This is a genomic window from Streptomyces sp. NPDC005070 (genome assembly GCF_053600395.1).
Genome location: NZ_JBSFZS010000012.1, coordinates 1 through 23,825 on the forward strand (window position 1 = coordinate 1; position 23,825 = coordinate 23,825).

The 23,825-nt window shown below is 72.1% G+C and carries 20 protein-coding genes; 16 read left to right on the forward strand and 4 right to left on the reverse strand.

The genetic code is table 11. From position 1 onward, the window contains the following. Nucleotides 1–88 precede the first annotated feature (88 nt). The gene (locus ACWEBX_RS06400; protein ID WP_451883767.1) at nt 89–874 is read right to left on the reverse strand and encodes an alpha/beta fold hydrolase; all 786 of its coding nucleotides are present in this window, start codon (nt 872–874) and stop codon (nt 89–91) included. A gap of 68 nt (nt 875–942) precedes the next feature. Next, nucleotides 943–1,266, reverse strand: a complete 324-nt coding sequence (locus ACWEBX_RS06405; protein WP_451883768.1) for a DUF427 domain-containing protein — start codon at nt 1,264–1,266, stop codon at nt 943–945. A 50-nt stretch (nt 1,267–1,316) separates the two neighbouring features. Here ACWEBX_RS06405 and ACWEBX_RS06410 point away from each other — a divergent pair, with 50 nt between their 5' ends. The 15 genes from ACWEBX_RS06410 to ACWEBX_RS06480 all read left to right on the forward strand — a co-directional run bounded on the left by ACWEBX_RS06410 (nt 1,317) and on the right by ACWEBX_RS06480 (nt 20,295). Then, nucleotides 1,317–1,856, forward strand: coding sequence for an LOG family protein (locus ACWEBX_RS06410; protein WP_451883769.1), 540 nt, complete (start codon nt 1,317–1,319; stop codon nt 1,854–1,856). A gap of 80 nt (nt 1,857–1,936) precedes the next feature. Next, entirely contained in the window at nt 1,937–2,635 is a 699-nt protein-coding gene (locus tag ACWEBX_RS06415) for an SDR family oxidoreductase (RefSeq protein ID WP_451883770.1), read from the forward strand. Between the two features lie 30 nt (nt 2,636–2,665). Next, the gene (locus ACWEBX_RS06420) at nt 2,666–3,673 is read left to right on the forward strand and encodes a methionine synthase (RefSeq protein WP_451883771.1); all 1,008 of its coding nucleotides are present in this window, start codon (nt 2,666–2,668) and stop codon (nt 3,671–3,673) included. Nucleotides 3,674–3,688: 15 nt separating this feature from the next. Continuing rightward, on the forward strand, nt 3,689–5,884 hold the full coding sequence (gene ligA / locus ACWEBX_RS06425) for an NAD-dependent DNA ligase LigA (RefSeq protein WP_451883772.1): 2,196 nt from the start codon (nt 3,689–3,691) through the stop codon (nt 5,882–5,884). A gap of 259 nt (nt 5,885–6,143) precedes the next feature. After that, nucleotides 6,144–8,375: a putative bifunctional diguanylate cyclase/phosphodiesterase gene (locus ACWEBX_RS06430; RefSeq protein WP_451883773.1), complete on the forward strand. Its 2,232-nt coding sequence runs from the start codon at nt 6,144–6,146 to the stop codon at nt 8,373–8,375. 353 nt (nt 8,376–8,728) lie between these two features. Then, a complete protein-coding gene (gatC, locus tag ACWEBX_RS06435; protein WP_037622623.1) occupies nt 8,729–9,025 on the forward strand; it encodes an Asp-tRNA(Asn)/Glu-tRNA(Gln) amidotransferase subunit GatC in 297 nt (98 codons plus the stop codon). A 5-nt stretch (nt 9,026–9,030) separates the two neighbouring features. Then, entirely contained in the window at nt 9,031–10,536 is a 1,506-nt protein-coding gene (gatA, locus tag ACWEBX_RS06440) for an Asp-tRNA(Asn)/Glu-tRNA(Gln) amidotransferase subunit GatA (protein WP_451883774.1), read from the forward strand. Between the two features lie 8 nt (nt 10,537–10,544). Then, entirely contained in the window at nt 10,545–10,775 is a 231-nt protein-coding gene (locus ACWEBX_RS06445) for a hypothetical protein (RefSeq protein WP_355767606.1), read from the forward strand. 16 nt (nt 10,776–10,791) lie between these two features. Continuing rightward, the gene (gene gatB, locus ACWEBX_RS06450) at nt 10,792–12,306 is read left to right on the forward strand and encodes an Asp-tRNA(Asn)/Glu-tRNA(Gln) amidotransferase subunit GatB (RefSeq protein ID WP_451883775.1); all 1,515 of its coding nucleotides are present in this window, start codon (nt 10,792–10,794) and stop codon (nt 12,304–12,306) included. Nucleotides 12,307–12,405: 99 nt separating this feature from the next. After that, a complete protein-coding gene (locus ACWEBX_RS06455; RefSeq protein WP_451883776.1) occupies nt 12,406–12,918 on the forward strand; it encodes a hypothetical protein in 513 nt (170 codons plus the stop codon). A gap of 184 nt (nt 12,919–13,102) precedes the next feature. Beyond that, nucleotides 13,103–15,406: an MMPL family transporter gene (locus ACWEBX_RS06460; RefSeq protein WP_451883777.1), complete on the forward strand. Its 2,304-nt coding sequence runs from the start codon at nt 13,103–13,105 to the stop codon at nt 15,404–15,406. A 4-nt stretch (nt 15,407–15,410) separates the two neighbouring features. Further along, nucleotides 15,411–15,986, forward strand: a complete 576-nt coding sequence (locus ACWEBX_RS06465; protein WP_451883778.1) for a GNAT family N-acetyltransferase — start codon at nt 15,411–15,413, stop codon at nt 15,984–15,986. 34 nt (nt 15,987–16,020) lie between these two features. Next, entirely contained in the window at nt 16,021–16,650 is a 630-nt protein-coding gene (locus ACWEBX_RS06470; RefSeq protein WP_451883779.1) for a hypothetical protein, read from the forward strand. Between the two features lie 199 nt (nt 16,651–16,849). Beyond that, nucleotides 16,850–17,041, forward strand: coding sequence for a hypothetical protein (locus tag ACWEBX_RS06475; RefSeq protein WP_451883780.1), 192 nt, complete (start codon nt 16,850–16,852; stop codon nt 17,039–17,041). Between the two features lie 167 nt (nt 17,042–17,208). Next, nucleotides 17,209–20,295, forward strand: a complete 3,087-nt coding sequence (locus tag ACWEBX_RS06480; RefSeq protein ID WP_451883781.1) for a helix-turn-helix transcriptional regulator — start codon at nt 17,209–17,211, stop codon at nt 20,293–20,295. A 60-nt stretch (nt 20,296–20,355) separates the two neighbouring features. On the opposite strand, the gene ACWEBX_RS06485 is transcribed toward ACWEBX_RS06480, so the two are convergent. Together ACWEBX_RS06485 and ACWEBX_RS06490 are read right to left on the reverse strand one after the other, a co-directional pair. Beyond that, the gene (locus tag ACWEBX_RS06485) at nt 20,356–21,528 is read right to left on the reverse strand and encodes a PQQ-dependent sugar dehydrogenase (protein WP_451883782.1); all 1,173 of its coding nucleotides are present in this window, start codon (nt 21,526–21,528) and stop codon (nt 20,356–20,358) included. A gap of 103 nt (nt 21,529–21,631) precedes the next feature. Then, complete coding sequence (locus tag ACWEBX_RS06490) at nt 21,632–22,639, reverse strand: aldo/keto reductase (protein ID WP_451883783.1); 1,008 nt, start codon at nt 22,637–22,639, stop codon at nt 21,632–21,634. 75 nt (nt 22,640–22,714) lie between these two features. On the opposite strand from ACWEBX_RS06490, the gene ACWEBX_RS06495 reads away from it, so the two are divergent. After that, nucleotides 22,715–23,656 carry a 2-hydroxyacid dehydrogenase gene (locus ACWEBX_RS06495; RefSeq protein WP_451883784.1) on the forward strand — a complete coding sequence of 314 codons (942 nt, stop codon included), beginning with the start codon at nt 22,715–22,717 and terminating at the stop codon, nt 23,654–23,656. Nucleotides 23,657–23,825 lie beyond the last annotated feature (169 nt).

The window sequence follows — 23,825 nt, forward strand, 5'->3', positions numbered from 1 at the left end:
CGGCCTGCCCGACCGGCGCGGTCGGGCACGCCAGGCGCGTTCGGGCACGTCAGGGACCGGGCGAGGGATCTCGTCCCGTCGCGATCGCCTAGCCGCCCGCGCCGAAGAACTCCGCCAGCACCGGCGCCAGCGCCCGGGGATCCACCATGTGGGTCTGCCCCTCCAGCGTGCGGTACGACCCGTTCGGCGCCGCCTCCGCGATGTTCCGCGCCGCCTCGCGCATCCACGCGGGGCTCGCGTCGCCCGCGATGGACAGCAGGGGCAGCGAGAGCGCGGCCAGCCGTTCGCGCGGCACCCGGTTCGCGCCCAGCGCGGCGTCGTCGTACGCGAGGGTCGGCGCGATGGCCTCCATGCCGGGCCAGGCGTGGGACATGCGCACCCCGGCGATCATCTCCGGGGGCGTGCCCACGAGGGTCAGGAACAGCTCGACCGCGTCGCCGCGCCGGTCCTGTCCGAGCAGTTCCGTCAGCCGTTCGGTGTACTCGGCCCGCTGCTTGCCCGCGACGTCGTCGACGGCGAACGGCGTCTCGTAGACGGCGACTTCGCGGACGGGCAGCCCGCTCATGGCCGCCTCCAGGGCCAGCGCGCCGCCCGACGAGATGCCGTAGAGCGCCGCGCTGCCCCCGAAGGCCCCGATCAGCGCCGCGATGTCCTCGATCTCCCGGGCCACCGCGAAGGGTGCCGTGTCGCCGCTGTCGCCGCGGCCCCGCCGGTCGTAGGTGACGGCGCCGAAGCGGTCCGAGAGTGCCTCGGCGAGGGGCTCGAGTGTGGCGCCGGTGCACATGGCGCCGCCCACCAGGACGACCGTCGGGCCGTCACCGTGGCGTTCGTACGCGATGGGTGTCCCGTCGCGCGAGATGGTCTTCTTGTCCATGTCTCCACAGACTGCCCGCAGTCCGGAAACTCATCGCGTCACCACGCCCGCGTCCGCCCGCCCGGATCTCAGGACACGTCGACCTCGTAGAAGCACAGGTGGTCCTTGATCTCGGCGACATCGGGCTTGGGATCCGGATAGGCCCACACGAGATCGGCCGCGCCGGGACGCGACCAGTAGGACGCGGTGCCCTTGAACGGGCAGTACGTGTGGGTGTCGGAGGGCGTCAGCAGGTCCAGGCGGACGTCCTCGGGCGGGAGGTAGTAGCGCACCGGACAGCCCGTCTCGCGCAGCACCAGGGGGCGGTCGCTCTCCGCCAGGACCTGGCCGCCGTGCACGACGCGGACCTGCCGCGTGCCCTGCTCGATGGTGATCGTGTGTCCTTCAGCCATACAGGGAAAGCGCTCGCGGGCCCCGATTCGTTCCCGCGTACGGTGAAGCCATGAACATCTGCGTCTTCCTCTCCGCCGCCGACCTCGACGACCGCTACACACGCCCCGCCCGGGAGTTCGCCGAACTCCTCGGAAAGGGCGGCCACACCCTCGTGTGGGGCGGTTCCGACGTCGGACTGATGAAGGTCGTCGCCGACGGGGTGCAGCAGGCGGGCGGACGGCTGGTGGGCGTCTCCGTGGACTTCCTGTCCGATAGGGCCCGCCCGGGCGCCGACGAGATGGTCGTCGCCCGTGACCTGGCCGAGCGCAAGGCGCTGCTCCTGGCGAAGGCCGACGCGGTGGTCGTCATGGTCGGCGGCACCGGCACCCTCGACGAGGCGACCGAGATCCTGGAGCTGAAGAAGCACGGGAAGACCGAGAAGCCGGTGGTCCTGCTGAACACGGCCGGCTTCTACGACGGCCTCAAGGAGCAGTTCCGGCGGATGGACACCGAGGGCTTCCTGCCGCGCCCCCTCACCGACCTGGTGTTCTTCGCCGACGAACCGGTGGGGGCACTGGCCTACCTGGAGGAGAGCGCCGGCATCCGCTGAGGTGTTCGCGGGCAGTACGAGACCGGCACCCGCCGAGGTGCCGGGCAGGCGGTTCGAGACCGGCGCCCGGTGATGCGAGCATGGCGTCCATGGCTACACATGTGATCACCGGGGCCGGTTCCGGCATCGGCGCGGCCGTCGCCCGCCGTCTGCACGCGCGCGGGGACGAACTCGTGCTCCACGCGCGCGACGCCGGCCGGGCGAAGGAACTGGCCGCCGCGTTCCCCGGGGCGAAGACCCTGGTCGGCGACCTCGCGGACCCCGACAAGCTCTCCTGGGCGTTCTCGCACCAGACGCTCCCCGGCGGCGTCGACTCCCTGCTGCACATCGCGGGCGTGGTCGACCTCGGCCCGGTCGGCGAACTGACCCCGAAGTCCTGGCGCCACCAGCTCAACGTCAACCTCATCGCCCCCGCCGAGCTCACCCGCCACTTCCTGCCCCAGCTCCGCCTCGCCCAGGGGCACGTGGTCTTCGTGAACTCCGGAGCCGGTCTGAACGCCCACGCCGACTGGTCCGCCTACGCCGCCTCCAAGCACGGACTGAAGGCCCTCGCCGACTCCCTGCGCCACGAGGAGCACGCGGCCGGCGTCCGGGTGACCTCCGTCTACCCGGGGCGCACCGCCAGCCCCATGCAGGCCAAGGTGCACCAGCAGGAGGGCAAGGAGTACGACGCCTCGAAGTGGATCGACCCCGAGTCGGTGGCCACGACGATCGTGATGGCGCTCGACCTGCCCCGCGACGCGGAGGTCAACGACCTGACGGTGCGCCCGGGAGGCTGACCTCCGCGCGGGATTCCGTAGGCTTCCGGGGTGAGCGAAAAAAGCGAGTTCAGGTTCGGTCCCGCCACCGGGGTCGGGTCCATGCCGGGCGGTGACGCGCGGGAGGCCGCCAAGACCGTCACCGGTTCCTTCGAGGACTTCCCCTTCCTCGCCGAACTGCCCGCACGCGGGCCCGGGGCGGACATGATCGGCCGGACCGCGGGGATGCTCGTCGAGCTGTACGCGCGCGTGGAGCCCAGCGGTTGGCGCTTCGGGGACCGGCCGGGCCGGGACACCAAGCGGGCCAGGTCGTGGCTGGGGGAGGACCTCGACGCCCTGGAGGAGTTCACCCAGGGGTACGAGGGCCCCCTCAAGGTGCAGGCCGTCGGTCCCTGGACGCTGGCCGCCTCCCTGGAGCTGAGGAACGGCGAGTCCGCCCTCTCCGACCCCGGCGCCTGCCGCGACCTCGCCGGCTCGCTCACCGAGGGACTGCGTCTCCACCTCGACGAGGTCCGCCGGCGGATCCCGGGGGCCGAGATCGTCCTGCAGCTCGACGAACCCTCCCTGGTCGCCGTGCTCCGCGGCCGGGTGCCGACGGCCAGCGGCTACCGCACCCACCGCGCGGTCGACCGTCAGATCGCCGAGGCCACCCTCCGGGACGTCGTCGCGGCGAACGGCGGCGGCCCCGTCGTCGTCCACACGTGCGCTCCGGACGTCCCCTTCGCCCTGCTGCGCCGGGCGGGCGCGGCGGCGATCTCGTTCGACTTCTCCCTCCTCACCGAGCGTGACGACGACGCGATCGGGGAAGCGGTCGAGGGCGGTACCCGTCTGTTCGCCGGTGTCGTCCCCGGCGTGGACGTCCCGTTGTCGGACCCTGCCGGTAGCGTCATGGGTGTCAGGACGCTGTGGCGCAGGCTGGGGCTGCGGCCGGGTCTTCTCGCGGAGGCGGTCACGCTCACTCCGTCGTGCGGACTCGCGGGGGCCTCCCCGGACTTCGCGCGCAGGGCGCTGGCCCACTGCGTCCGGGCGGCGAGATCCCTCGCGGACAACCCAGAGTAACGGGAGGACACAACGGTGGCCGGCGAACAGCACGCAGAGCCCACATCGGTACCCGCCGAGGCACGGGAGCGGCACGCGCAGCTCGCCGAGCAGGTCGAGGAGCACCGCTTCCGGTACTACGTGAAGGACGCCCCGGTCGTCAGCGACGCGGAGTTCGACACGCTGCTGCGGTCCCTGGAGGCGCTGGAGGAGGAGTATTCCGAGCTGCGGACACCGGACTCGCCGACCCAGAAGGTCGCGGGCGCGTACGCCACGGAATTCACCTCCGTCCAGCACCGGCAGCGCATGCTGTCGCTCGACAACGCCTTCACCGACCTGGAACTGGCCGCGTGGGCCGAGCGCGTGGCCAAGGACGTGGGCGCCTCCGACCACCACTTCCTGTGCGAGCTGAAGGTCGACGGTCTCGCCGTCAACCTCACGTACGAACGCGGCCGTCTCACGCGCGCGGCGACCCGCGGCGACGGCCGTACGGGCGAGGACATCACGCCCAACGTCCGTACGATCACGGAGATCCCGGACCGTCTGACCGGCGACCACGTCCCCGACCTCGTGGAGATCCGCGGCGAGGTCTACTTCCCGATGGAGAAGTTCGAGGAGCTCAACGCCCGGCTGGTGGCGGCGGGCGACAAGCCCTTCGCCAACCCCCGCAACGCGGCGGCCGGTTCGCTGCGGCAGAAGGACCCGCGCGTCACGGCGACCCGGCCGCTCCACATGGTCGTCCACGGCATCGGCGCCCTGGAGGGGTTCGAGGGCCTCGGCCGGCTCTCCGAGGCCTACGGCCTGCTGCACTCCTGGGGACTGCCGACCACGCGGTACGCGAAGGTGGTCGACGACCTCGACGGCGTACGGGAGTTCATCGCGTTCTACGGGGAGAACCGCCACTCCGTGGAGCACGAGATCGACGGCGTGGTCGTCAAGCTCGACGAGATCCCCCTCCAGGGCCGGCTCGGCTCCACAGCGCGCGCACCCCGCTGGGCCATCGCCTGGAAGTACGCGCCCGAGGAGGTCAACACCAAGCTCGTCAACATCCGTGTGGGCGTGGGCCGTACGGGCAGGGTCACCCCGTACGCGCAGGTCGAGCCGGTCACGGTCGCGGGTTCCGAGGTCGAGTTCGCCACCCTGCACAACCAGGACGTGGTGAAGGCCAAGGGCGTCCTCATCGGGGACACGGTGGTGCTGCGCAAGGCCGGTGACGTCATCCCCGAGATCCTCGGACCGGTCGCCGACCTGCGCGACGGCAGCGAGCGGGAGTTCGTGATGCCGGCCGAGTGCCCCGAGTGCGGTACGGCGCTGCGGCCCATGAAGGAGGCCGACGTCGACCTGCGCTGCCCGAACGCCCGGGGCTGCCCCGCCCAGTTGCGCGAGCGGCTGTTCTACCTCGCGGGACGCAAGGCGCTGGACATCGAGCACTTCGGGTACGTGGCGGCGGCGGCCCTCACCAAGCCGCTGGAGCCGTCCGACCCGCCGCTGAAGGACGAGAGCGACCTCTTCGACCTCACGATCGAGCGGCTGCTGCCCATCAAGGCGTACGTCCTCGACCAGGACAGCGGTCTGCCCAAGCGCGATCCGAAGACCGGCGAGGAGAAGATCGCCACGGTCTTCGCCAACCAGCAGGGCGAGCCCAGGAAGAACGCGCTTGCCATGCTGGAGAACATCGCCGCCGCCAAGGAGCGCCCGCTCGCGCGTGTGCTGACCGGCCTGTCGATCCGTCACGTCGGCCCGGTCGCGGCCGAGGCGCTGGCCCGGGAGTTCCGGTCCGTGGAGCGCATCGAGGCGGCCACCGAGGAGGAGCTCGCCACCACCGAGGGCGTCGGGGCGATCATCGCCGCCTCGCTCAAGGAATGGTTCGCCGAGGACTGGCATCGCGAGATCATCCGCAAGTGGAAGGCGGCCGGCGTCCGGATGGAGGACGAGGGCGCGGGGGAGGACGAGGGGCCGCGGCCGCTCGAAGGCCTCACGGTCGTGGTCACGGGCACGCTCGAACACCACACGCGGGACGGGGCGAAGGAGGAGCTGCAGAGCCGTGGAGCAAAGGTGACCGGCTCGGTCTCGAAGAAGACGTCCTTCGTCGTGGTGGGCGACAATCCCGGCTCGAAGTATGACAAAGCGATGCAGTTGAAGGTTCCGGTCCTGAACGAGGAGGGCTTCGCCGTCCTGTTGGGGCAGGGTCCGGACGCGGCGGCGGACGTCGCGCTTCCGATCGAGGAATAGGCGTCGAAGACCACCCGTTCGGCGCAAATCGGTGAGATGCGGGTGACCAGGTCGCATTCGGGCAACCGTCGACGACCGCTGCCCGTGGAAGCCTTCCGCGGCCTACTGTTGACGTGTGCGCCTGCCGTGCCCGGCCGCGGCCGGCGCATCCTCGACTCCGCGTGAGCCGGGGGAAGGGTTTTCCGAGGCTCACCGTTGGCGGCTGTCGCCGGCAACGGATCGTGTGGCGTCGGCACCGCCGGCAGTGAGAGGGACGGGAATGGAACCGACCGAGAGCGCCGCTCCCGACTCACGGCTGCGCCCGCGCCGGACGACCGGCGCGTGGCTGACCGGCCTGCGGACGGGACGGCAGTCGGAACGCGCCGCCCGGAGCGGGCTCGGCGCCGCGCCGCTCCCCGTCCCCGTCGTCCCCGGCGCTCTCACCGCCGACCCCGGCACCGGCCTGCCCGGCCAGGACCCCGAGCGCCATCTGTCCTGGCCGACGCTGCCCTCGGCGGTCGTGGCGACGGCCGCGTTCGTCCTGGGCGCGGGCTTCTACCGGGCGTTCAGCGGTCATCACGCCCTCTTCCCGTGCGGCGCCGTCGGCTGGGCGCTGGCCCTGCTGACCGGCGTCATCGTCGGTCACCTGGTCGCCCTCGGCCGTGCCCGCTGGTGGGGCGGCACCGGTTCTGGCGCCGCGCTCACCCTCGCGGTCCTGCTGCTGTACGGCTGGGTCCCGGCCGGCATGGTCAGCCTCACGGTCGTCGTCCTGGTGGGCACGGCCCGGCGCGACCGCTGGCGCCAAGGCGTCGTGCACGGCGCCGTCGACATCCTCGGCATCGGCGCCGGAGCCCTGGTCCTCGCGTCGTTCGGACGGTTCCCCAGCGTCGAGACGCCCTGGGCCCCCGACACCTGGACGTTCTACGCCGCCCCCCAGGTCGTGCTGGTCGCCGGCGCCTATCTCGCCGTCACCCGCGCCCTGCTCTGGTACCTGAACACGCCGCGTGGGGGCCTGCCCACCGTCGCCCGTACGGCCCTGGTCAGACACGGGCTCGTCGCCGTGGCCCTGCTCGGCATCGCACCGCTGATCTGTGTCGTCGCGATGGCCCAGCCGCCGCTGCTGCCCCTGTTCTCGATCCCGCTGATCGCCCTCGACTCCACCCTGTGGATAGCCCGAGCCCGGGCCGAGGAGCAACTGCGCGATCCGCTGACCGGGCTGCCGAACCGTCAGTGGCTGCTGGAGCGCACCTGGACGGCCCTCGACGACGCCGAGCGCATCGGCGTGCGCTCCGCCCTCGTGCTCATCGACCTGGACCGCTTCCGTTCGGTGAACGACACGCTGGGGCACCTCGCCGGTGACCGGCTGCTCCTCCAGATAGCCGAGAGGCTGCGGCTGGCACTGCCGCGCGGGGCGGAGGCCGCGCGGCTCGGCGGTGACGAGTTCGCCGTGTTACTGCCGGTCGTGGACTCCACCACGTCGGCCACGCGGGTCGCCCGCAATCTGGTCGCCACCCTCGGCTCGCCGCTCGACCTGGACGGACTCACCCTCGTCCTGGAGGCCAGCGCCGGGCTCTCCGTCTTCCCCGACCACGCGCTCGACGCGGAGGGGCTGCTGCGTCTGGCCGACATCGCGATGTACCAGGCGAAGCGGGACCGCACGGGCGTCGAGGTGTACGAGTCCAAGCGGGACTCCAACACCCCCGACCGGCTCGGCCTGCTGGGCGATCTGCGCCGGGCCCTGGACACCGGTGACGTCGAACTGCACTACCAGCCCAAGGTCCGCTTCGACGGGCAGGTGGCCGGGCTCGAGGCGCTGGTGCGCTGGGTGCATCCCGAGCGCGGCAAGGTGCCGCCGGACGAGTTCATCGCCATCGCCGAGTCGTCCGGGCTGATGCCGCACCTCACCGAGTACGTCCTGGAGACCGCCCTCGGGCAGGTCGCGCGCTGGCGGGCACAGGGGCTGTACGTGCCGGTCGCGGTGAACGTGTCGCCGCGCGACGTGCACACCCCGGGGTTCGCGGGCGCCGTCGCAGCCCGTCTCGCCCGGCACGGAGTTCCCGCGGGAGCGCTCCAACTGGAGATAACGGAGCATGTGCTCCTGGAGGACCCGCAGCGTGCCGCCGACACCCTCGCGGCGCTCACCGGGCACGGCGTGAAGATGTCGCTGGACGACTTCGGCACCGGGTACTCCTCCCTGGTCCATCTGCGCCGGCTGCCGGTCAGCGAGCTGAAGATCGACCGTTCGTTCGTCGCACGGCTCGCCGTGGACGCCGAGGACGCCGAGATCGTGCGGTGCACCGTCGACCTCGCGCATTCGCTGGGGCTTCTCGTCGTGGCGGAGGGCGTCGAGGACGACGAGACGTGGGAGCGGTTGCGGGATCTGGGGTGTGACGCCGTCCAGGGGTGGCTCGTCGCCGCGGCGATGCCGCCCGACGAGGCGACGGCGTGGCTGCTCGCCCGGGGGGCCCGCGGGTGGCAGCGGCCGCGGGCCGCGCTGCCGGCAGCGGAGTAGCGGCCCTCGTCACCGGCCTCCGGCCGGGTGTCTCCCACCCACGCGCCACCCGTTCGCCGTCATCCGACAAGCCAGGCTCTCCCGTTCGGCCGTCCCGCCGTCGGCGTCCCTGGCTGCGCCGTGGATTCGCCTCACGGGCCCGGCGGTCGCCGATGGTGGGGCACCCCCGGGGAGAGTTCAGCCGTTCGGAGGCGGTCACGGGTGGTGCGTGGGCGGGAGACAGCCGGCCGCAGGCCGGAGAGGCGGTTTGGCCGGGGTCGTAGGTGTCCCCACGGCAAACCCGGGCGCGGGCATGGGCCCGGGCCCCATAGGATTGGGCCACACCACACGCACTCACCCCAGAGGATCGCTGCATGCCTGGCATCACGCGCGAGGAGGTCGCCCACCTCGCACGGCTGGCGCGTCTGGAGCTGAAGGGCGAAGAGCTCGACCACTTCGCAGGCCAGCTCGACGACATCATCGGCGCGGTCGCCCGCGTCAGCGAGGTCGCCGACCAAGACGTACCGCCGACCTCTCATCCGCTGCCGCTGACGAACGTCATGCGCGTGGACGAGGTCCGTCCGTCGCTCACCCCCGAGCAGGCGCTCTCCGGCGCCCCGGCCCAGGAGCAGCAGCGTTTCAAGGTGCCGCAGATCCTGGGGGAGGACTAATCACCATGACGGACACCAACGTCAACATCATCAAGCTCACCGCGGCCGAGATCGCCGGGAAGATCGCGGCGGGCGAACTGACCGCCGTCGAGGTCACCGAGGCCCATCTCGCCCGCATCGAGGCCGTCGACGAGAAGGTGCACGCCTTCCTGCACGTCGACCGTGAGGGCGCCCTCGCCCAGGCCCGTGCCGTGGACGCGAAGCGGGAGGCCGGCGAGAAGCTCGGCCCGCTCGCCGGCGTCCCGCTCGCGCTGAAGGACATCTTCACGACCGAGGGCATCCCGACCACCGTCGGCTCGAAGATCCTCGAAGGCTGGATCCCGCCGTACGACGCGACCCTCACCAAGCGGCTCAAGGCCGCCGACGTCGTCATCCTCGGCAAGACCAACATGGACGAGTTCGCCATGGGGTCTTCCACCGAGAACAGCGCGTACGGCCCGACCGGCAACCCCTGGGACCTCACCCGGATCCCCGGCGGCTCCGGCGGCGGCTCCTCCGCGGCCCTCGCCTCCTACCAGGCGCCCCTCGCCATCGGCACCGACACCGGCGGTTCCATCCGCCAGCCGGCCGCCGTCACCGGCACGGTCGGCGTCAAGCCCACGTACGGCGCGGTCTCCCGCTACGGCATGGTGGCGTTCTCCAGCTCCCTCGACCAGGGCGGCCCCTGCGCCCGTACGGTCCTGGACGCGGCCCTGCTCCACGAGGTCATCGCCGGGCACGACCCGCTCGACTCGACCTCCATCGACGCCCCGGTCCCGCCGGTCGTCGAGGCCGCCCGCAACGGCAGCGTCTCCGGCATGCGCGTCGGTGTCGTCAAGCAGTTCCGCGGCGAGGGCTACCAGGCCGGTGTCGTGCAGCGCTTCGACGAGGCCGTCGTGATGCTCAAGGAGCTCGGCGCCGAGATCGTCGAGCTGGACTGCCCGTCCTTCGACCTGGCGCTCTCCGCGTACTACCTGATCGCCCCGTCCGAGTGTTCGAGCAACCTCGCCCGCTTCGACGGCCTGCGCTACGGCCTGCGCACGGGCGACGACGGCACGCGCTCCGCCGAGGACGTCACCGCCCTCACCCGCGAGGCCGGCTTCGGCCCCGAGGTCAAGCGCCGCGTCATGCTCGGCACGTACGCGCTCAGCTCCGGCTACTACGACGCGTACTACGGCAGCGCCCAGAAGGTCCGTACGCTCATCACGCGCGACTTCGAGAAGGCGTTCGAGCAGGTCGACGTGATCGTCTCGCCGACGACGCCCACCACCGCCTTCCCGATCGGCGAGCGCGCCGACGACCCGATGGCGATGTACCTCGCGGACCTGTGCACCATCCCGACCAACCTGGCCGGCAACTCCGCCATGTCGCTGCCCTGTGGTCTCGCCCCCGAGGACAACCTCCCGGTGGGTCTGCAGATCATCGCCCCGGCGCTGAAGGACGACCGCCTTTACAAGGTCGGAGCCGCCGTCGAGGCCGCCTTCGTGGAAAAGTGGGGCCACCCGCTGCTTGAGGAGGCTCCGTCGCTGTGAGCAAGGCAATGTCCAAGGCCAAGGGTTTCAAGAAGTCCAAGTCCGGCACGTATCTGTCCATGGCGGGCACGGCGTTCGGTGCCCTCGGTGTCGCGAAGCAGGTCAAGAGGGCCCGCACGGAGAACGACACGCTGCGCCTCATCGACGCGGCCGTGTCCGCCGCCGCCATCGTCACCGGCCTCGCCATCCTCTACCGGGAGCTCAAGCGCCTGGGCGACGACGACGTCCTGCTGGGCTGAGAGGGAAGTTTTCACCGTGACCACCACGATCGACCTGGTGTCGTACGAGGACGCGCTCGCGTCGTACGACCCCGTCATGGGCCTCGAAGTCCATGTCGAACTCGGCACCAAGACGAAGATGTTCTGCGGCTGCTCGACCGAGCTGGGCGCCGAGCCCAACTCGCAGACGTGCCCGACCTGCCTCGGCATGCCCGGCGCCCTCCCGGTCGTCAACGCGACCGGGGTCGAGTCCGCCATCAAGATCGGCCTCGCGCTGCACTGCGAGATCGCCGAATGGTGCCGCTTCGCCCGGAAGAACTACTTCTATCCGGACATGCCTAAGAACTTCCAGACCTCGCAGTACGACGAGCCGATCGCCTTCAACGGCTATCTGGACGTCCAGCTCGAGGACGGCGAGGTCTTCCGCGTGGAGATCGAGCGCGCCCACATGGAGGAGGACACCGGCAAGTCGCTGCACGTCGGCGGCGCCACCGGCCGTATCCACGGCGCGTCCCACTCGCTGCTCGACTACAACCGGGCGGGCATCCCGCTCATCGAGATCGTCACCAAGCCGATCGAGGGCGCGGGCGAGCGTGCTCCCGAGGTCGCCAAGGCGTACGTCGCCGAGCTGCGCGAGCTCATCAAGGCGCTCGGTGTCTCCGAGGCCCGTATGGAGCAGGGCCAGATGCGCTGCGACGTGAACCTCTCGCTGCGCCCGCACGGCCGCGAGAAGTTCGGCACGCGCTCCGAGACGAAGAACGTCAACTCCCTGCGTTCCGTCGAGCGTGCCGCCCGCTTCGAGATCCAGCGCCACGCCGCGGTGCTGAACGCCGGCGGCACGATCATCCAGGAGACCCGTCACTTCCACGAGGACACGGGGTCCACGACCTCGGGCCGCGTGAAGGAGGAGGCCGAGGACTACCGGTACTTCCCGGAGCCCGACCTCGTCCCCGTCGCCCCGTCCCGTGAGTGGGTCGAGGAGCTGCGCGCCGTACTGCCCGAGCAGCCGCTGGCCCGCCGCAACCGGCTGCGCGAGGAGTGGGATGTCAACGCCCACGACATGCAGTCGATGCTCAACGCCGGCGCCATCGACTCGATCGTCGCGACGATCGAGGCCGGTGCCGACTCCACCTCCGCCCGCAAGTGGTGGATGGGCGAGCTGGCCCGCAGCGCCAACGAGTCGGGCACGGCCCTGGAGGACCTGCCGATCACCCCGGTCCAGGTCGCCCGGGTGTCCGAGCTGGTCGCCGCCGGCGATCTGAACGACAAGCTGGCCCGTCAGGTCATCGAGGGCGTCCTCGCCGGCGAGGGCACCCCGGACGAGGTCGTCGACAAGCGCGGCCTGAAGGTCGTCTCGGACGAGGGCGCGCTGACCGCCGCCGTCGACGAGGCCATCGCCGGGAACCCGGGCATCGCCGACAAGATCCGTGGCGGCAAGGTCCAGGCCGTCGGCGCGCTCGTCGGCGCGGTCATGAAGGCCACCCGCGGCCAGGCCGACGCCGCTCGCGTCAAGGAGCTCATCCTGGAGAAGCTGGGCGTCTCCGAAGGCTGAGATCCGGGTTTTCCCACATCCCAGGGGGTGCGCCGCGACCGGCGCACCCCCTGGGGTCTGTGTCGGCGTGCTCAGGTCAACGCGCTACGCTCCCGCGCCATGAGTGGAAGCACCGACTCCGAGACACACGACGGCACCAGCGAGACGCACGACGGTACGACCGAGGCGCACGACGGCACGACGGAGACACACGACCGCACGACCGGGACGGTGGACGGTACGCCGCAGGACCCCGACGGCCGCGAGGACCACGACGGCCGCGAGGACCACGACGGCCGCGAGGACCCCGACTCCGCGAAGCCGGAGCCGGAGGACGAGGGCCTGGATCCGGAGGACGAGGACGGGGACGAGGACGGCGACGAGGATCCGGAGGCACGCCGGGCGCGCTGGACCGCGATCGGCACCGGAGTCCTGCTGACCGTCGCCGGACTCGCCGCGTCGGTGATGCGCGCCGGCGGCTCGGGAAGCGCGCTCATACCCCTCTCCTACGCCTCGGGAGCCGTCCTGTGCGCCGGTGCGTCGATGCTCGGGGCCAAGGGCCGCACCCGGCGGGCCCTGTGGCTGATGATCGCCGGAGTGATGGTCATGGCTGTGGGTGACCAGTTGGACTGAGGTGTGGCGGGCGGGGTGACCGAGGCCACGCGTATTCCCTGTGACATGGGACGCAGCCTTGTGAGTAAGCCCACGAACGCGACAAATGATCAGTTCATGCTGCAAGAGTGATGACGCATTAGTCATGTGTTCTTTGCGGGCAGTTCCCGATAAAGATCCACAAATCCCCCCAGGGAGCTCGCTCGTGGCAGCCCTTGCTCGGTGGTGCGTCCGGCATCGCCTCATCACCGTCCTCCTCTGGCTTCTGGCCTTCGGCGGTGTGACCGCGGCCGCGGCCGCGACGGGCTCCGCGTACTCCAACGACTACGAAGTCCCCGGCACGGAGTCGGGCCGCGCGACGCAGCTCCTGAACAGCGGCTTCCCCGGGCTCGGCGGCGACAGCGACACCGTCGTCTGGCACACCGGCTCGGGCACGGTCCGCTCCGCCGACGTCGAGCAGTCGATGACCCGGGCCCTGGACAAGATCGAGAAGCTCCCCGGAGTGGCCTCCGTCGACAGCCCTTACACGCACGAGGGATCGGGCCGGACGGGCGCCGACGGCGGGATCAGCCAGGACGGCCGGACGGCGTACGCGACCATCACCTTCGCCGACCGGGCCGAGGACCTCGACAAGGGCGAGGTCCAGGCCGTCGTCGACGCCGCCAAGGACGCCGAGGCCAAGGGACTCGACGTCGAGCTGGGCGGCACCGCGATCTCCCTGACCAAGCCGTCCGGCGGACACACGGCCGAGATCGTCGGCGTGGCCGTCGCCGCCGTGGTCCTCTTCCTCGCCTTCGGCTCGCTCGCCGCCTCCATGCTGCCCATCGCCACCGCCCTGGTCGGCGTGGGCACGGCGTACTTCGGCATCGTGCTCCTCGGACACGTCATGACCGTGGCCGACTTCGCCCCCATGCTCGGCATGCTGGTGGGCCTCGGGGTCGGGATCGACTACGCGCTGTTCATCGTGACCAGACACCGGCGCGGCCTCAAACGCGGACTGCCGGTGGCCGAGGCGGCGCAGAACGCCGTGGCCACCACCGGGCGCGCGGTCGTCTTCGCCGGCGCCACCGTCTGCATCGCCCTGCTGGGCATGCTCATCCTGCGGCTCAGCTTCCTCAACGGTGTGGCGATCGCCGCCTCCCTGACCGTCGTGCTCACCGTCGCGGCCTCCGTGACCCTGCTGCCCGCGCTGCTCTCCTTCATCGGTCCCCGCGCGCTCAGCCGCCGCGAGCGGCGGCGGCTGGAGGAGCACGGGCCCGAGCCGGAGATGGCCACCGGGTTCGCCGCCCGCTGGTCCGCCTTCGTGGAACGCCACCCCAAGCTGCTCGGCGTCGTGGCCGTCGTCGTGATGGCCGTGCTCGCCCTCCCCACGCTCTCCCTCCACCTGGGCACGTCCGACCAGGGCAACGACCCGAGGACGACGACCACCCGGCAGGCGTACGACCTCGTCTCGGAGGGCTTCGGTCCCGGTGTGAACGGGCCCCTGACCCTCGTCACCAAGGTCGGCGGCGCCGAGGACAGGCTCGCCCTGGACAACCTGGACGCCACCCTGCGGTCCACCGAGGGCGTCGCCTCGGCGACCCCGGTGACGTACAACGGCGTCGGTGACACCGCCTTCCTCACCGTCGTCCCGGACTCCGCGCCGCAGTCCCAGAAGACCAGCGATCTCGTCGACCGGCTGCGCACCGACGTCCTGCCGCGCGCCGAGTCGGGCACCTCCCTCGACGTACAGGTCGGTGGTGTGACGGCGAGCTACGACGACTTCGCGGACGTCATCATCGGCAAGCTCCCGCTCTTCGTCGGTGTCGTGATCAGCCTCGGCTGTGTCCTGCTGCTGCTCGCGTTCCGTTCGATCGGCATCCCGCTCAAGGCCGCGGTCATGAACATCGCCGCCGTCGCCGCGGCCTTCGGAGTCGTCGTCGCGATCTTCCAGTGGGGCTGGGGGAGCGAGCTGCTCGGCCTCGGCCGCGCGGGCCCGATCGAGCCGTTCCTGCCCGTGATCATGGTGTCGGTGCTCTTCGGGCTGTCCATGGACTACCAGGTCTTCCTGGTGAGCCGGATGTACGAGGAGTGGCTGGAGACCGGTGACAACCGGCGTGCCGTACGCGTCGGCCTCGCCGAGACCAGCCGGGTGATCAACTCCGCCGCCGTCATCATGATCTCGGTCTTCCTCGCCTTCGTGCTCAGCGGCGACCGCGTGATCGCGATGTTCGGCATCGCCCTGGCCGCCGCCGTCGCCCTGGACGCCTTCGTCCTGCGCACGCTCCTCGTCCCCGCCCTCATGCACCTGCTCGGCGACGCCAACTGGTGGCTGCCCAAGGCGCTCGACAAGCGACTGCCGCGCATCAGCATCGAGCCGCCCGAATGCCGGGCCGCGCATGAGAGGCTGGCCGAGGCCACGGACGCCGAGGCGGCGGACGTACTGGGCCACGCGGCGGCCGACATCGAGGCGCTGGACCTCAGGATGCCGGACGCCGGGGGGCAGGACGTGACGACGAAGGAGCGGTGACGGGATGTACGCGATATCCCTGGGCGACGACGGAGCGGAACTGCGGCCCCTGGAGCCCTGGCACGCCGAGGAGTTCCTCGCGCACCTGGACCGCGGACGCGAGTTCATCGGGCAGTTCATCCCCTTCGGGGCCCGGTCCACGGACGTGCCGTCCGCGCGGGCGCAGCTCCAGCGCTACGCGGACATGCGCTGCGCCGACACCGGGTCCCTGCACGGCCTGTGGCTGGACGGGAAGCTCGTGGGCGGTGTGCTCTTCCTGAACTTCGACGCGGTCCAGGGCAACTGCGAGGTCGGCTGCTGGCTGGAACCCGCCGCCGCCGGGCGCGGTCTGGTCACCCGCGCGATGCGGATCCTCATCGACTGGGCGGTCGAGGAGCGGGGGATCCACCGCGTCGAGTGGGTCGCCGCCGCGGGCAACGTCCCGAGCCTGAACGTGGCCCGGCGGCTCGGCCTGAGCCGGGACGGCGTGCTCCGCGGCAAGCACCCCCATCACGGGGTCCGGCACGACCTCGAGGTGTGGTCCGTGCTCGCCCCCGAGTGGCGTGCCGCACGCGCGGACACCGCCCCCGCGGATCATTAAGGAAGCTCTCAGACAGCGTCCGTACGGTGCCCGCATGGGAACCAAGACAGTTGACGAGACCGGGGCCGAGACCGGTACAGAGGCGCAGCGCGACGAGCGGACCGTGGACGTCACCAAGGCCGACGCGGCCGAGGCGTCCACGGACGAAGGGACCGAGGCCCGGACCTCGGCCGACGCCCAGGAGCGGGACGAGGCCGGCGAGGACCCGGACGCGCAGGACGAGGCCGGCGAGGACCTGGCCGCCCTCGAGGACGCCGGGACGGGACGGGACGGCGGTGTCGGCCAGGGTGCCGCCGCCGTGGTGTCCGCCGCACTCGGCCTGGTGTCGCTGACCGGGAGCTGGGTCTCCACCGTGGCGGCCGCCCGCGAGACCCTGATCGGCCAGCTCGAGACCTCGTCGACCGCGAGCGTGGCCACGCAGGTCAAGGAGGTCTACGGGGACGCCTGGGCGGCCACCGCGCTGGTCGGCGGCCTCTTCGCGCTGGTCGCGCTGATCGTCGGTGTCGTGGTGCTGGTCCGGCCCGCCTTCGGCGCCCCCGGGAAGCCGCAGGCCGCCTGGATCAAGTCCGTCGCCTGGGCGGGCGTCTCCCTCGGCGTCGTGGGCCTGGTGCTCGCGGTCGCCAAGTACTCCGACATCCTCCTCGGACTGCCCTCCACGAGCTGAGGCCCGCGACCCGGCACCACCGACGAACCGACACCTCAGAGGGGCCTTAGGGCCGGCACGGGAAACCAGCCGCCGCCCTAAGGCCCTTCGCGCTCCCAAGATGCGGAACTCTCCCGATGTGGCGCACCCCCCTGGGAGACGAAGGTTGAGGCATCGCGAACAAGCGAGACCGAAACCGACGCTTCACGAGGGGTACGAGATGTTCGAGTTCGAGCTCCAGCAGATCCGGTCCGAGGAAATGATCCGCAGGGCCCAGACCTACCGGCTCGCCAAGGAGGCCGCCGGCGGCCGCCGGGCCGCCCGCCGCGCCGCCCGGCAGTCCGCACAGGGCGACACCGAACGGGCCCATAGCGACCGCCCCCGCCGGCACCGGTCGGCCCGCACCGCGTGAACAGCGGGCCGCCTGTGGACGGCCGAGCGCCATCCGGCCGTCCACAGGCTGTGCGGGACGGCCACCGCGCGGCGGCCGTCCCGCACCCACCGTCCACGGGCCGTCCGGCGGGCGGGGCACTGATCGCCGTCCCGGCGACGGGTGCCCCCCTGTCGGACCCCTGTGCCATGCTCGGGCCCGTGGAGACCAGGTCCGTCAGCCCCGTGTTCGTCGGACGCGCCGACGAACTGGGCGTGTTGAACGACGCGCTCGCCCGCGCCGCCGCCGGGGGAGAGCCACAGGCGTTCCTGCTCGGCGGCGAGGCCGGTGTCGGCAAGACCCGCTTCCTGGAGGAGTTCTCCGGCGCCGCCACCCGCGAGGGCGCCGTCGTCGCCTCCGGCGGCTGCGTCGAGATCGGCGCCGACGGCCTCCCCTTCGCCCCCTTCTCCACCGCCCTGCGCGCCCTGCGCCGCGCCCTGCCCGACGAACTCGCCGCCGCGGCCGCCGGACAGGAGGAGGAACTCGCCCGCCTCCTCCCCGAGCTCGCCCGGACGACCCCGGGACGGCAGTACGAGGAGGACGGCATGGCCCGCCTCTTCGAGCTCACCGCCCGCCTGCTGGAACGCGTCGCCGCGGACCGCACGGTCGTCGTCGTCCTCGAGGACCTGCACTGGGCCGACGCCTCCACCCGCCATCTGCTCGCCTACCTCTTCCGCACGCTGCGCAGCGGCCGCCTCGTCGTGATCGCCACCTACCGCGCCGACGACATCCACCGCCGTCATCCGCTGCGCCCCCTGCTCGCCGAACTCGACCGTCTGCGCACGGTCCGCCGCATCGAGCTGAGCCGCTTCAACCGGGCGGAGGTCGGCCGTCAGATCGCCGGAATCATCGCCCGCGAACCCGACACCGCCCAGGCCGACGAGATCTTCGCCCGCTCCGACGGCAACGCGTTCTTCGTCGAGGAACTCGCCGTCGCCGCCCGCGAAGGCTGTCGCACCGGACTCACCGACACCCTGCGCGACCTGCTCCTCGTCCGCGTCGAAGGACTGCCCGAAAGCGCCCAGCGGGTCGCCCGGATCGTCGCCGAGGGCGGCAGCACCGTCGAGTACCCCCTGCTCGCCGCCGTGGCACGGCTCGCCGAGGACGACCTCATCGAGGCCCTGCGAGCCTGTGTCGGCGCCAACATCCTGATCGCCACGCCCGGCGGCGACGGCTACCGCTTCCGCCACTCCCTGGTCCGCGAGGCCGTCAGCGACGACCTGCTGCCCGGCGAGCGCTCCCGCTTCAACCGCCGCTACGCCGAGGCCCTGGAAGCCGACCCGGCGCTCGTACCGGCCGACGAACGCGTCACCCGGCTGGCCAGCTACTGGTACCACGCCCACGACGCCGCCAAGGCCCTGCCCACCGTCCTCGACGCCTCGGTGGAGGCCCGTCGCCGGCACGCCCACTCCGAGCAACTGCGGCTCCTGGAACGGGCGATGGAACTGTGGGAGGCGGTCCCCGACACCGTACGGGCCGAACTGCGGCCCATCGACTACGTGGAGGCCTACCCACCTCCGCTGCCCGACGGCCACGGAGAGACCCCGGCCGGCCCCGACTGCGCGACCACACCGCTGAGTTACCTGGACCTCATGGCCGAGGCCGCCGTGGCCGGCCGGCTGTGCGGGGAACGCGAACGCGCCCTGAAGACGACCAAACGGGCGCTGCACCTCCTGGAGGACGAGGGCGACCCGCTGCGCGCCGCCTGGTTCTGGATCCAGCGCTCCCGGCTCGTACAGGCGCAGGTCCGCGGCAACGGGTGGAAGGAACTCGCCACCGCCCAGGAGCTGGTGCGTGGTCTGCCGCCCTCCCAGGTGCACGCCGAGGTCCTGTCCATGGTCGCCGCCTGGTGCATGGTGCACCAGCCGGGCCACGGCGCCCTCTCCGCGGCCGAACGCGCCGTGGAGTACGCGCACATGGTGGGCGCCCAGGACACCGAGCTGAACGCCCGGCTCACCCTCGGCGGCCTGATGGTCGACGCGGGGGAGACCGAGGCCGGGCTCGCGGAGATGTACCGGGTCAAGGAGCGGGCCAACCGCCAGGGCGCCGCGTACGTCGTGGGCCGTCTGCACATCAACCTGCCCTCCCACCTGGAATCGGTCGGCCGCTCCCGGGAGGCCGTCGCCGTCCTGCGCGAGGGCATAGAACTCGCCTGCAGGAACGGCCTGTTGGACACCCAGGCCTGGGTCTGGGGGAACCTCTCCGAATCGCTGTACGCGCTCGGCCGCTGGGACGAGGCCGCCGAGGCCGCCCGCAGCGCCCTGGCCATCGGGCTCGGCGGCAAGGCGTCCGGGGTGGGCGCCACCCGGCTCGCGCCCGTGGCCCTGGCCCGCGGGGACCTCATCGAGGCGGGACGTCAACTGACGTCTGCCCGGGGTCACTTCGGCACCCATGACCCGATGCCCCAGCACTCCCTGCCGCTGCTGTGCACCACCATCGGCATCGCCGCGGGCGAGGGCCGCTTCCTCGACGCCCGCACCGCCCTGGAGGAGGCCCTGGCCGCGGGCTTCCCGCCCGGCACCCAGCGCTACGCCTGGCCGCTGCTGCTGGCCGCCGTCACCGCGGAGGCCGACGCCCGCGGCCTGCCCGTCGCCGCCCCGGGCCGCGCCCCCGCGCTGGACCGCGTCCGCACGGCCGCGCGGACCCTGGCCACCGGAGCGCCCGTCTGGAGCGCCCACGCCGAATGGCTGCGCGCCGAACTCCGGCGGGCCGACGGCGCGAGCAGCCCCGGCCAGTGGTCCGAGGTGGTCGCCGCCGTCGAACCCCTGGAGCGCCCCTACGACCTCGCCCGGGTCCGGCTCCGTCTCGCCGAGTCCCTGCTGCTCACGGGCGCGGACGACGACGAGCGAGGCCGCGCCGCGGAACTCCTGCGGCTGGCCGGCGCCGTCGCGGGGCACCTCGGGGCCCGTCCGCTCGCCGACGCCGTCGCGCTGCTCGCCCAGCGTGCCCGCATCACCCTGGAGCACAGGTCCGAGCCGCCCCGGACGGCTCCCGCCGACCCCGCGGCCGCGTTCGGCCTGACCAGCCGCGAGCGCGATGTCCTGCGCCTGGTCGCCGCCGGCCGCAGCAACCGCCAGATCGCCGAGGAACTCTTCATCTCCCCGAAGACGGCCAGCGTGCACGTCTCGAACATCCTGGCCAAGCTGGACGTCTCGGGACGGGGCGAGGCGGCCGCACTGGCCCACCGGCTGCGGCTCTTCCCACCGGACGGCCCGGCCGCCCGAGCGGCCGGCTGAGGGCCCCGCACGCGGGAGACCGGGCCGAGGGAGCACCGCGGTCGCCCCCGGCCCGCCGTCCTACTTCACCTCCAGCTCCAGGAGCCGGTCGTCGCCCTTCACGGGGGTGCCGCGGCCGTCGGTCTCGCTCGTCGTCAGCCAGAGCCTGTCGCCGCCCGCGGAGACGACGGTGCGAAGGCGGCCGTACCTGCCCGTCAGGAAGGCCTCGGGCGCCGCGGACGCCTCGGTGCCGTTCAACGGGATGCGCCACAGACGTTCGCCCCTGAGGGCCGCCATCCACAGGGACCCCTCGGCGTAGGCGATCCCGCTCGGGGAGGCCTCGTCGGTCTTCCACTGGACGATCGGATCGTGGTACGCCGAGTTGTGGCTGATCCCTTCCACCACCGGCCAGCCGTAGTTGTCGCCGGGCTTGATCTGGTTCAGCTCGTCCCAGGTGTCCTGGCCGAACTCCGAGGCCCACAGCCGCTGTTTGTCGTCCCAGGCGAGACCCTGGACGTTGCGGTGCCCGTACGAGTACACGACCGAGTCGGGGAACGGATTGCCCGGCGCGGGCTCGCCCTCCGGCGTCATGCGCAGGATCTTCCCGCCGAGCGACTTCTTGTCCTGGGCCAGGCCCCGGTCACCCGTCTCACCGGCGCCCGCGTAGAGCATCCTGTCCGGACCGAAGGCGATCCGGCCACCGTTGTGGATCACGCCCTTGGGGATGCCCTTGAAGATCGTGTCCGGCGCCCCGAGCTGCTCGCCGGACGGCTTCCGCTCGTCGTACAGCATGCGGACGATGCGGTTGTCGGAGGCCGTGGTCAGGTAGGCGTAGATCATGTGGTCGGAGGCGTAGTCGGGCGAGAGCGCGATGCCGAGGAGGCCGCCCTCGCCGGCCGGGGCCACCCCGGGAACCTCGCCCAGCAGCGTCTTCGCGCCGGTCTTCTCGTCGATCCGGGTGATCGTCCCCTTGTCCCGCGAGGACACCAGCAGACCGCCGTCGGCCAGCGGCGCGAGGCCCCAGGGAGTGTCCAGGTTCTCGGTGACGGTGCGCAGGACCCGCACCGAGCCCTTCGCGGGCGGCGTCGGCCCGGCGGTGGCGCTCGGGGCGGAGGACGCGTGGGACGCCCCGCCCCCGATGCCGGGCGACGTGCCCGAGCCGGCCGTGCTTCCCCCCTCGCCGGAGGAACAGCCGGCCGTCCCCAGAAGCATGCTCGCGGCCAACACGACTGTCACTGCTCGAACTTGCACCATCAGGGTCCCTTCGACGCGGCGGTCTCCCTGTTCATACACCGCTCGCGTTCCCCGGGTTCCCGGTCCCGGCCGGGAGATCCGAGCCGGGCTCCGGAAGCGCCGCTCAGTCCCAGGATCCCAGCGCCCCCGGCAGCGCCGCCACCTCGGCGAGATCCTGTGCCGTCAGCCGCAGTCCGGCCGCCCCCGCGTTCTCCGCGACCCAGCGCTCCCGCTTGGCCCCCGGCACCGGGACGACGTGCGGACCCTGCGCCAGGACCCACGCCAGCGCCACCTGCGCGGGCGTGACGGGACGGGCGCCGCCCCCGTGCCGCCGCGCGACGCGCCGCAGACCGACGACGATGGGCTGGTTCGCGGCCATCATCTCCGCGGTGAAGCGTGGATGGCGGGCCCGTGCGTCGTCGGGCTCGAAGCCCTCGCCGGGGGTCAGCGTCCCGGTCAGGAAGCCGTTGCCGAGCGGCATCGCGGCGAGGAACCCGACCCCGCGCGCCGCACACCACGGCAGCAGCGCGTCCAGCGCCTCCGCCGACCACACCGACAGCTCGGCCTGCACGGTGCTCACCGGGAAGACCTGCTGCACCCGTTCCAGCAGCCGAATCGTTCCGTCGTGCAGCCGCGCCCCCGCCCGGCGGCCGGACCCGGCACCCACGGCGCACAGCCCGAGCGAGCGGACCTTTCCGGCCGCGACGAGCTCGGCCATCGCGCCCCACGTCTCCTCGACCGGCACTTCCGGGTCCGCGCGGTGAAGCTGGTAGAGGTCGATCACATCCGTCTGGAGCCGGCGCAGCGACGCGTCGCACGCCCGTTTCACATAGCCGGGGCGGCCGTTGGCCACGAGGTGCTGGTCGCCCACCAGCAGACCGACCTTGGTCGACACGAAGGCCTCGGCGCGCCGTTCCTTCAGGACGCGCCCCAGGAGCAGCTCATTGGTGAACGGCCCGTACATGTCGGCCGTGTCGAGCAGGGTCGACCCCCGGTCCAGTGCCGCGTTCACCGCGCGCAGCGACTCCTCGCCACGCTGGTGCGACCCGGTGTAAGCCCAGCTCATCGGCATGCATCCGAGTCCGACCGCCCCCACATCGAGCGCCGCGGCCCCGATCGTTCTGCGCTCCACCTGGCCGTGCTCCTCCTTCTGCCGGCCCCCAACCTAACCTCTGCGCGCATGAGCGCCTGGCATAACCTCCTGACCATGACTTCCGATGTCTGGCTCCCCTTCCACGCGGACGAGATCGACGGACTCCCCGAGGGCCTCGACTACCGTTTCTGGGACGGCGGCCAGGAGTTCCCCGCGGATCCCGTCGACTGCGTGTTCTACGTCGTGCCCTACATGAAGCCGTCCGCCGTCTCGCAGCGGCCGATGGCCGAAATGACGTCGGTGCGGGTCGTGCAGACCCTCTCCGCCGGCGTCGACCACGTCCTGCCGAACCTCAACTCCCTGCCGTCCGGCGTGGAGTTGTGCAACGCCCGCGGGGTGCACGAGGCGAGCACCGCCGAACTCACGCTCGCCCTGATCCTCGCCTCGCTGCGCGGGATCCCCGACTTCGTGCGCGGCCAGGACAAGCAGGAGTGGCGCTCGGGCTTCCGTCCCGCACTGGCCGACAAGTCCGTTCTCATCGTGGGGTACGGGTCCATCGGGTCGGCCATCGAGGACAGGCTCGCGCCGTTCGAGCTCGCCCGGGTGGCGCGCGTCGCACGCTCCGCCCGTGCCACGGCGCGCGGTCCCGTGCGCCCCCTCACCGAACTGCCCTCCCTCCTCCCCGAGTTCGACGTCGTCATCCTGTCCACGCCCCTCACGGAGAGCACCCGCGGTCTGGCGGACGCCGGCTTCCTGTCCCGGATGAAGGACGGCGCGCTCCTGGTGAACGTGGCCCGCGGACCCGTCGTCGACACGGACGCGCTGCTCGGCGAGCTGAAGAGCGGGCGCATCACCGCGGCCCTCGACGTCACCGACCCCGAACCGCTGCCCCCGGGCCACCCGCTGTGGCACGCGCCCGGCGTGCTCATCAGCCCCCATGTCGGGGGGCCGACCTCGGCGTTCTGGCCGCGCGCCAAGCGGCTGCTCGCCGAGCAGCTCACCCGCTTCGTGAACCGGGAGCCGTTGCGCAACGTGGTCCTTACCACCGGCACCTGAGCAACGCCCTGTTCGCTCGCCGTCCGCCTCGGGCACTCTCCGCAGTTCCTCGAACGCGGGCAGTGCCGGCATAGTCCCTGGTCGTTACGGAGCGTAGAGGAACTATGTCCCTGAGTGACGAGACTGGTGTATCGTCCGGACAGGGGCTGCGCCGCGCACCGTTCGGCGC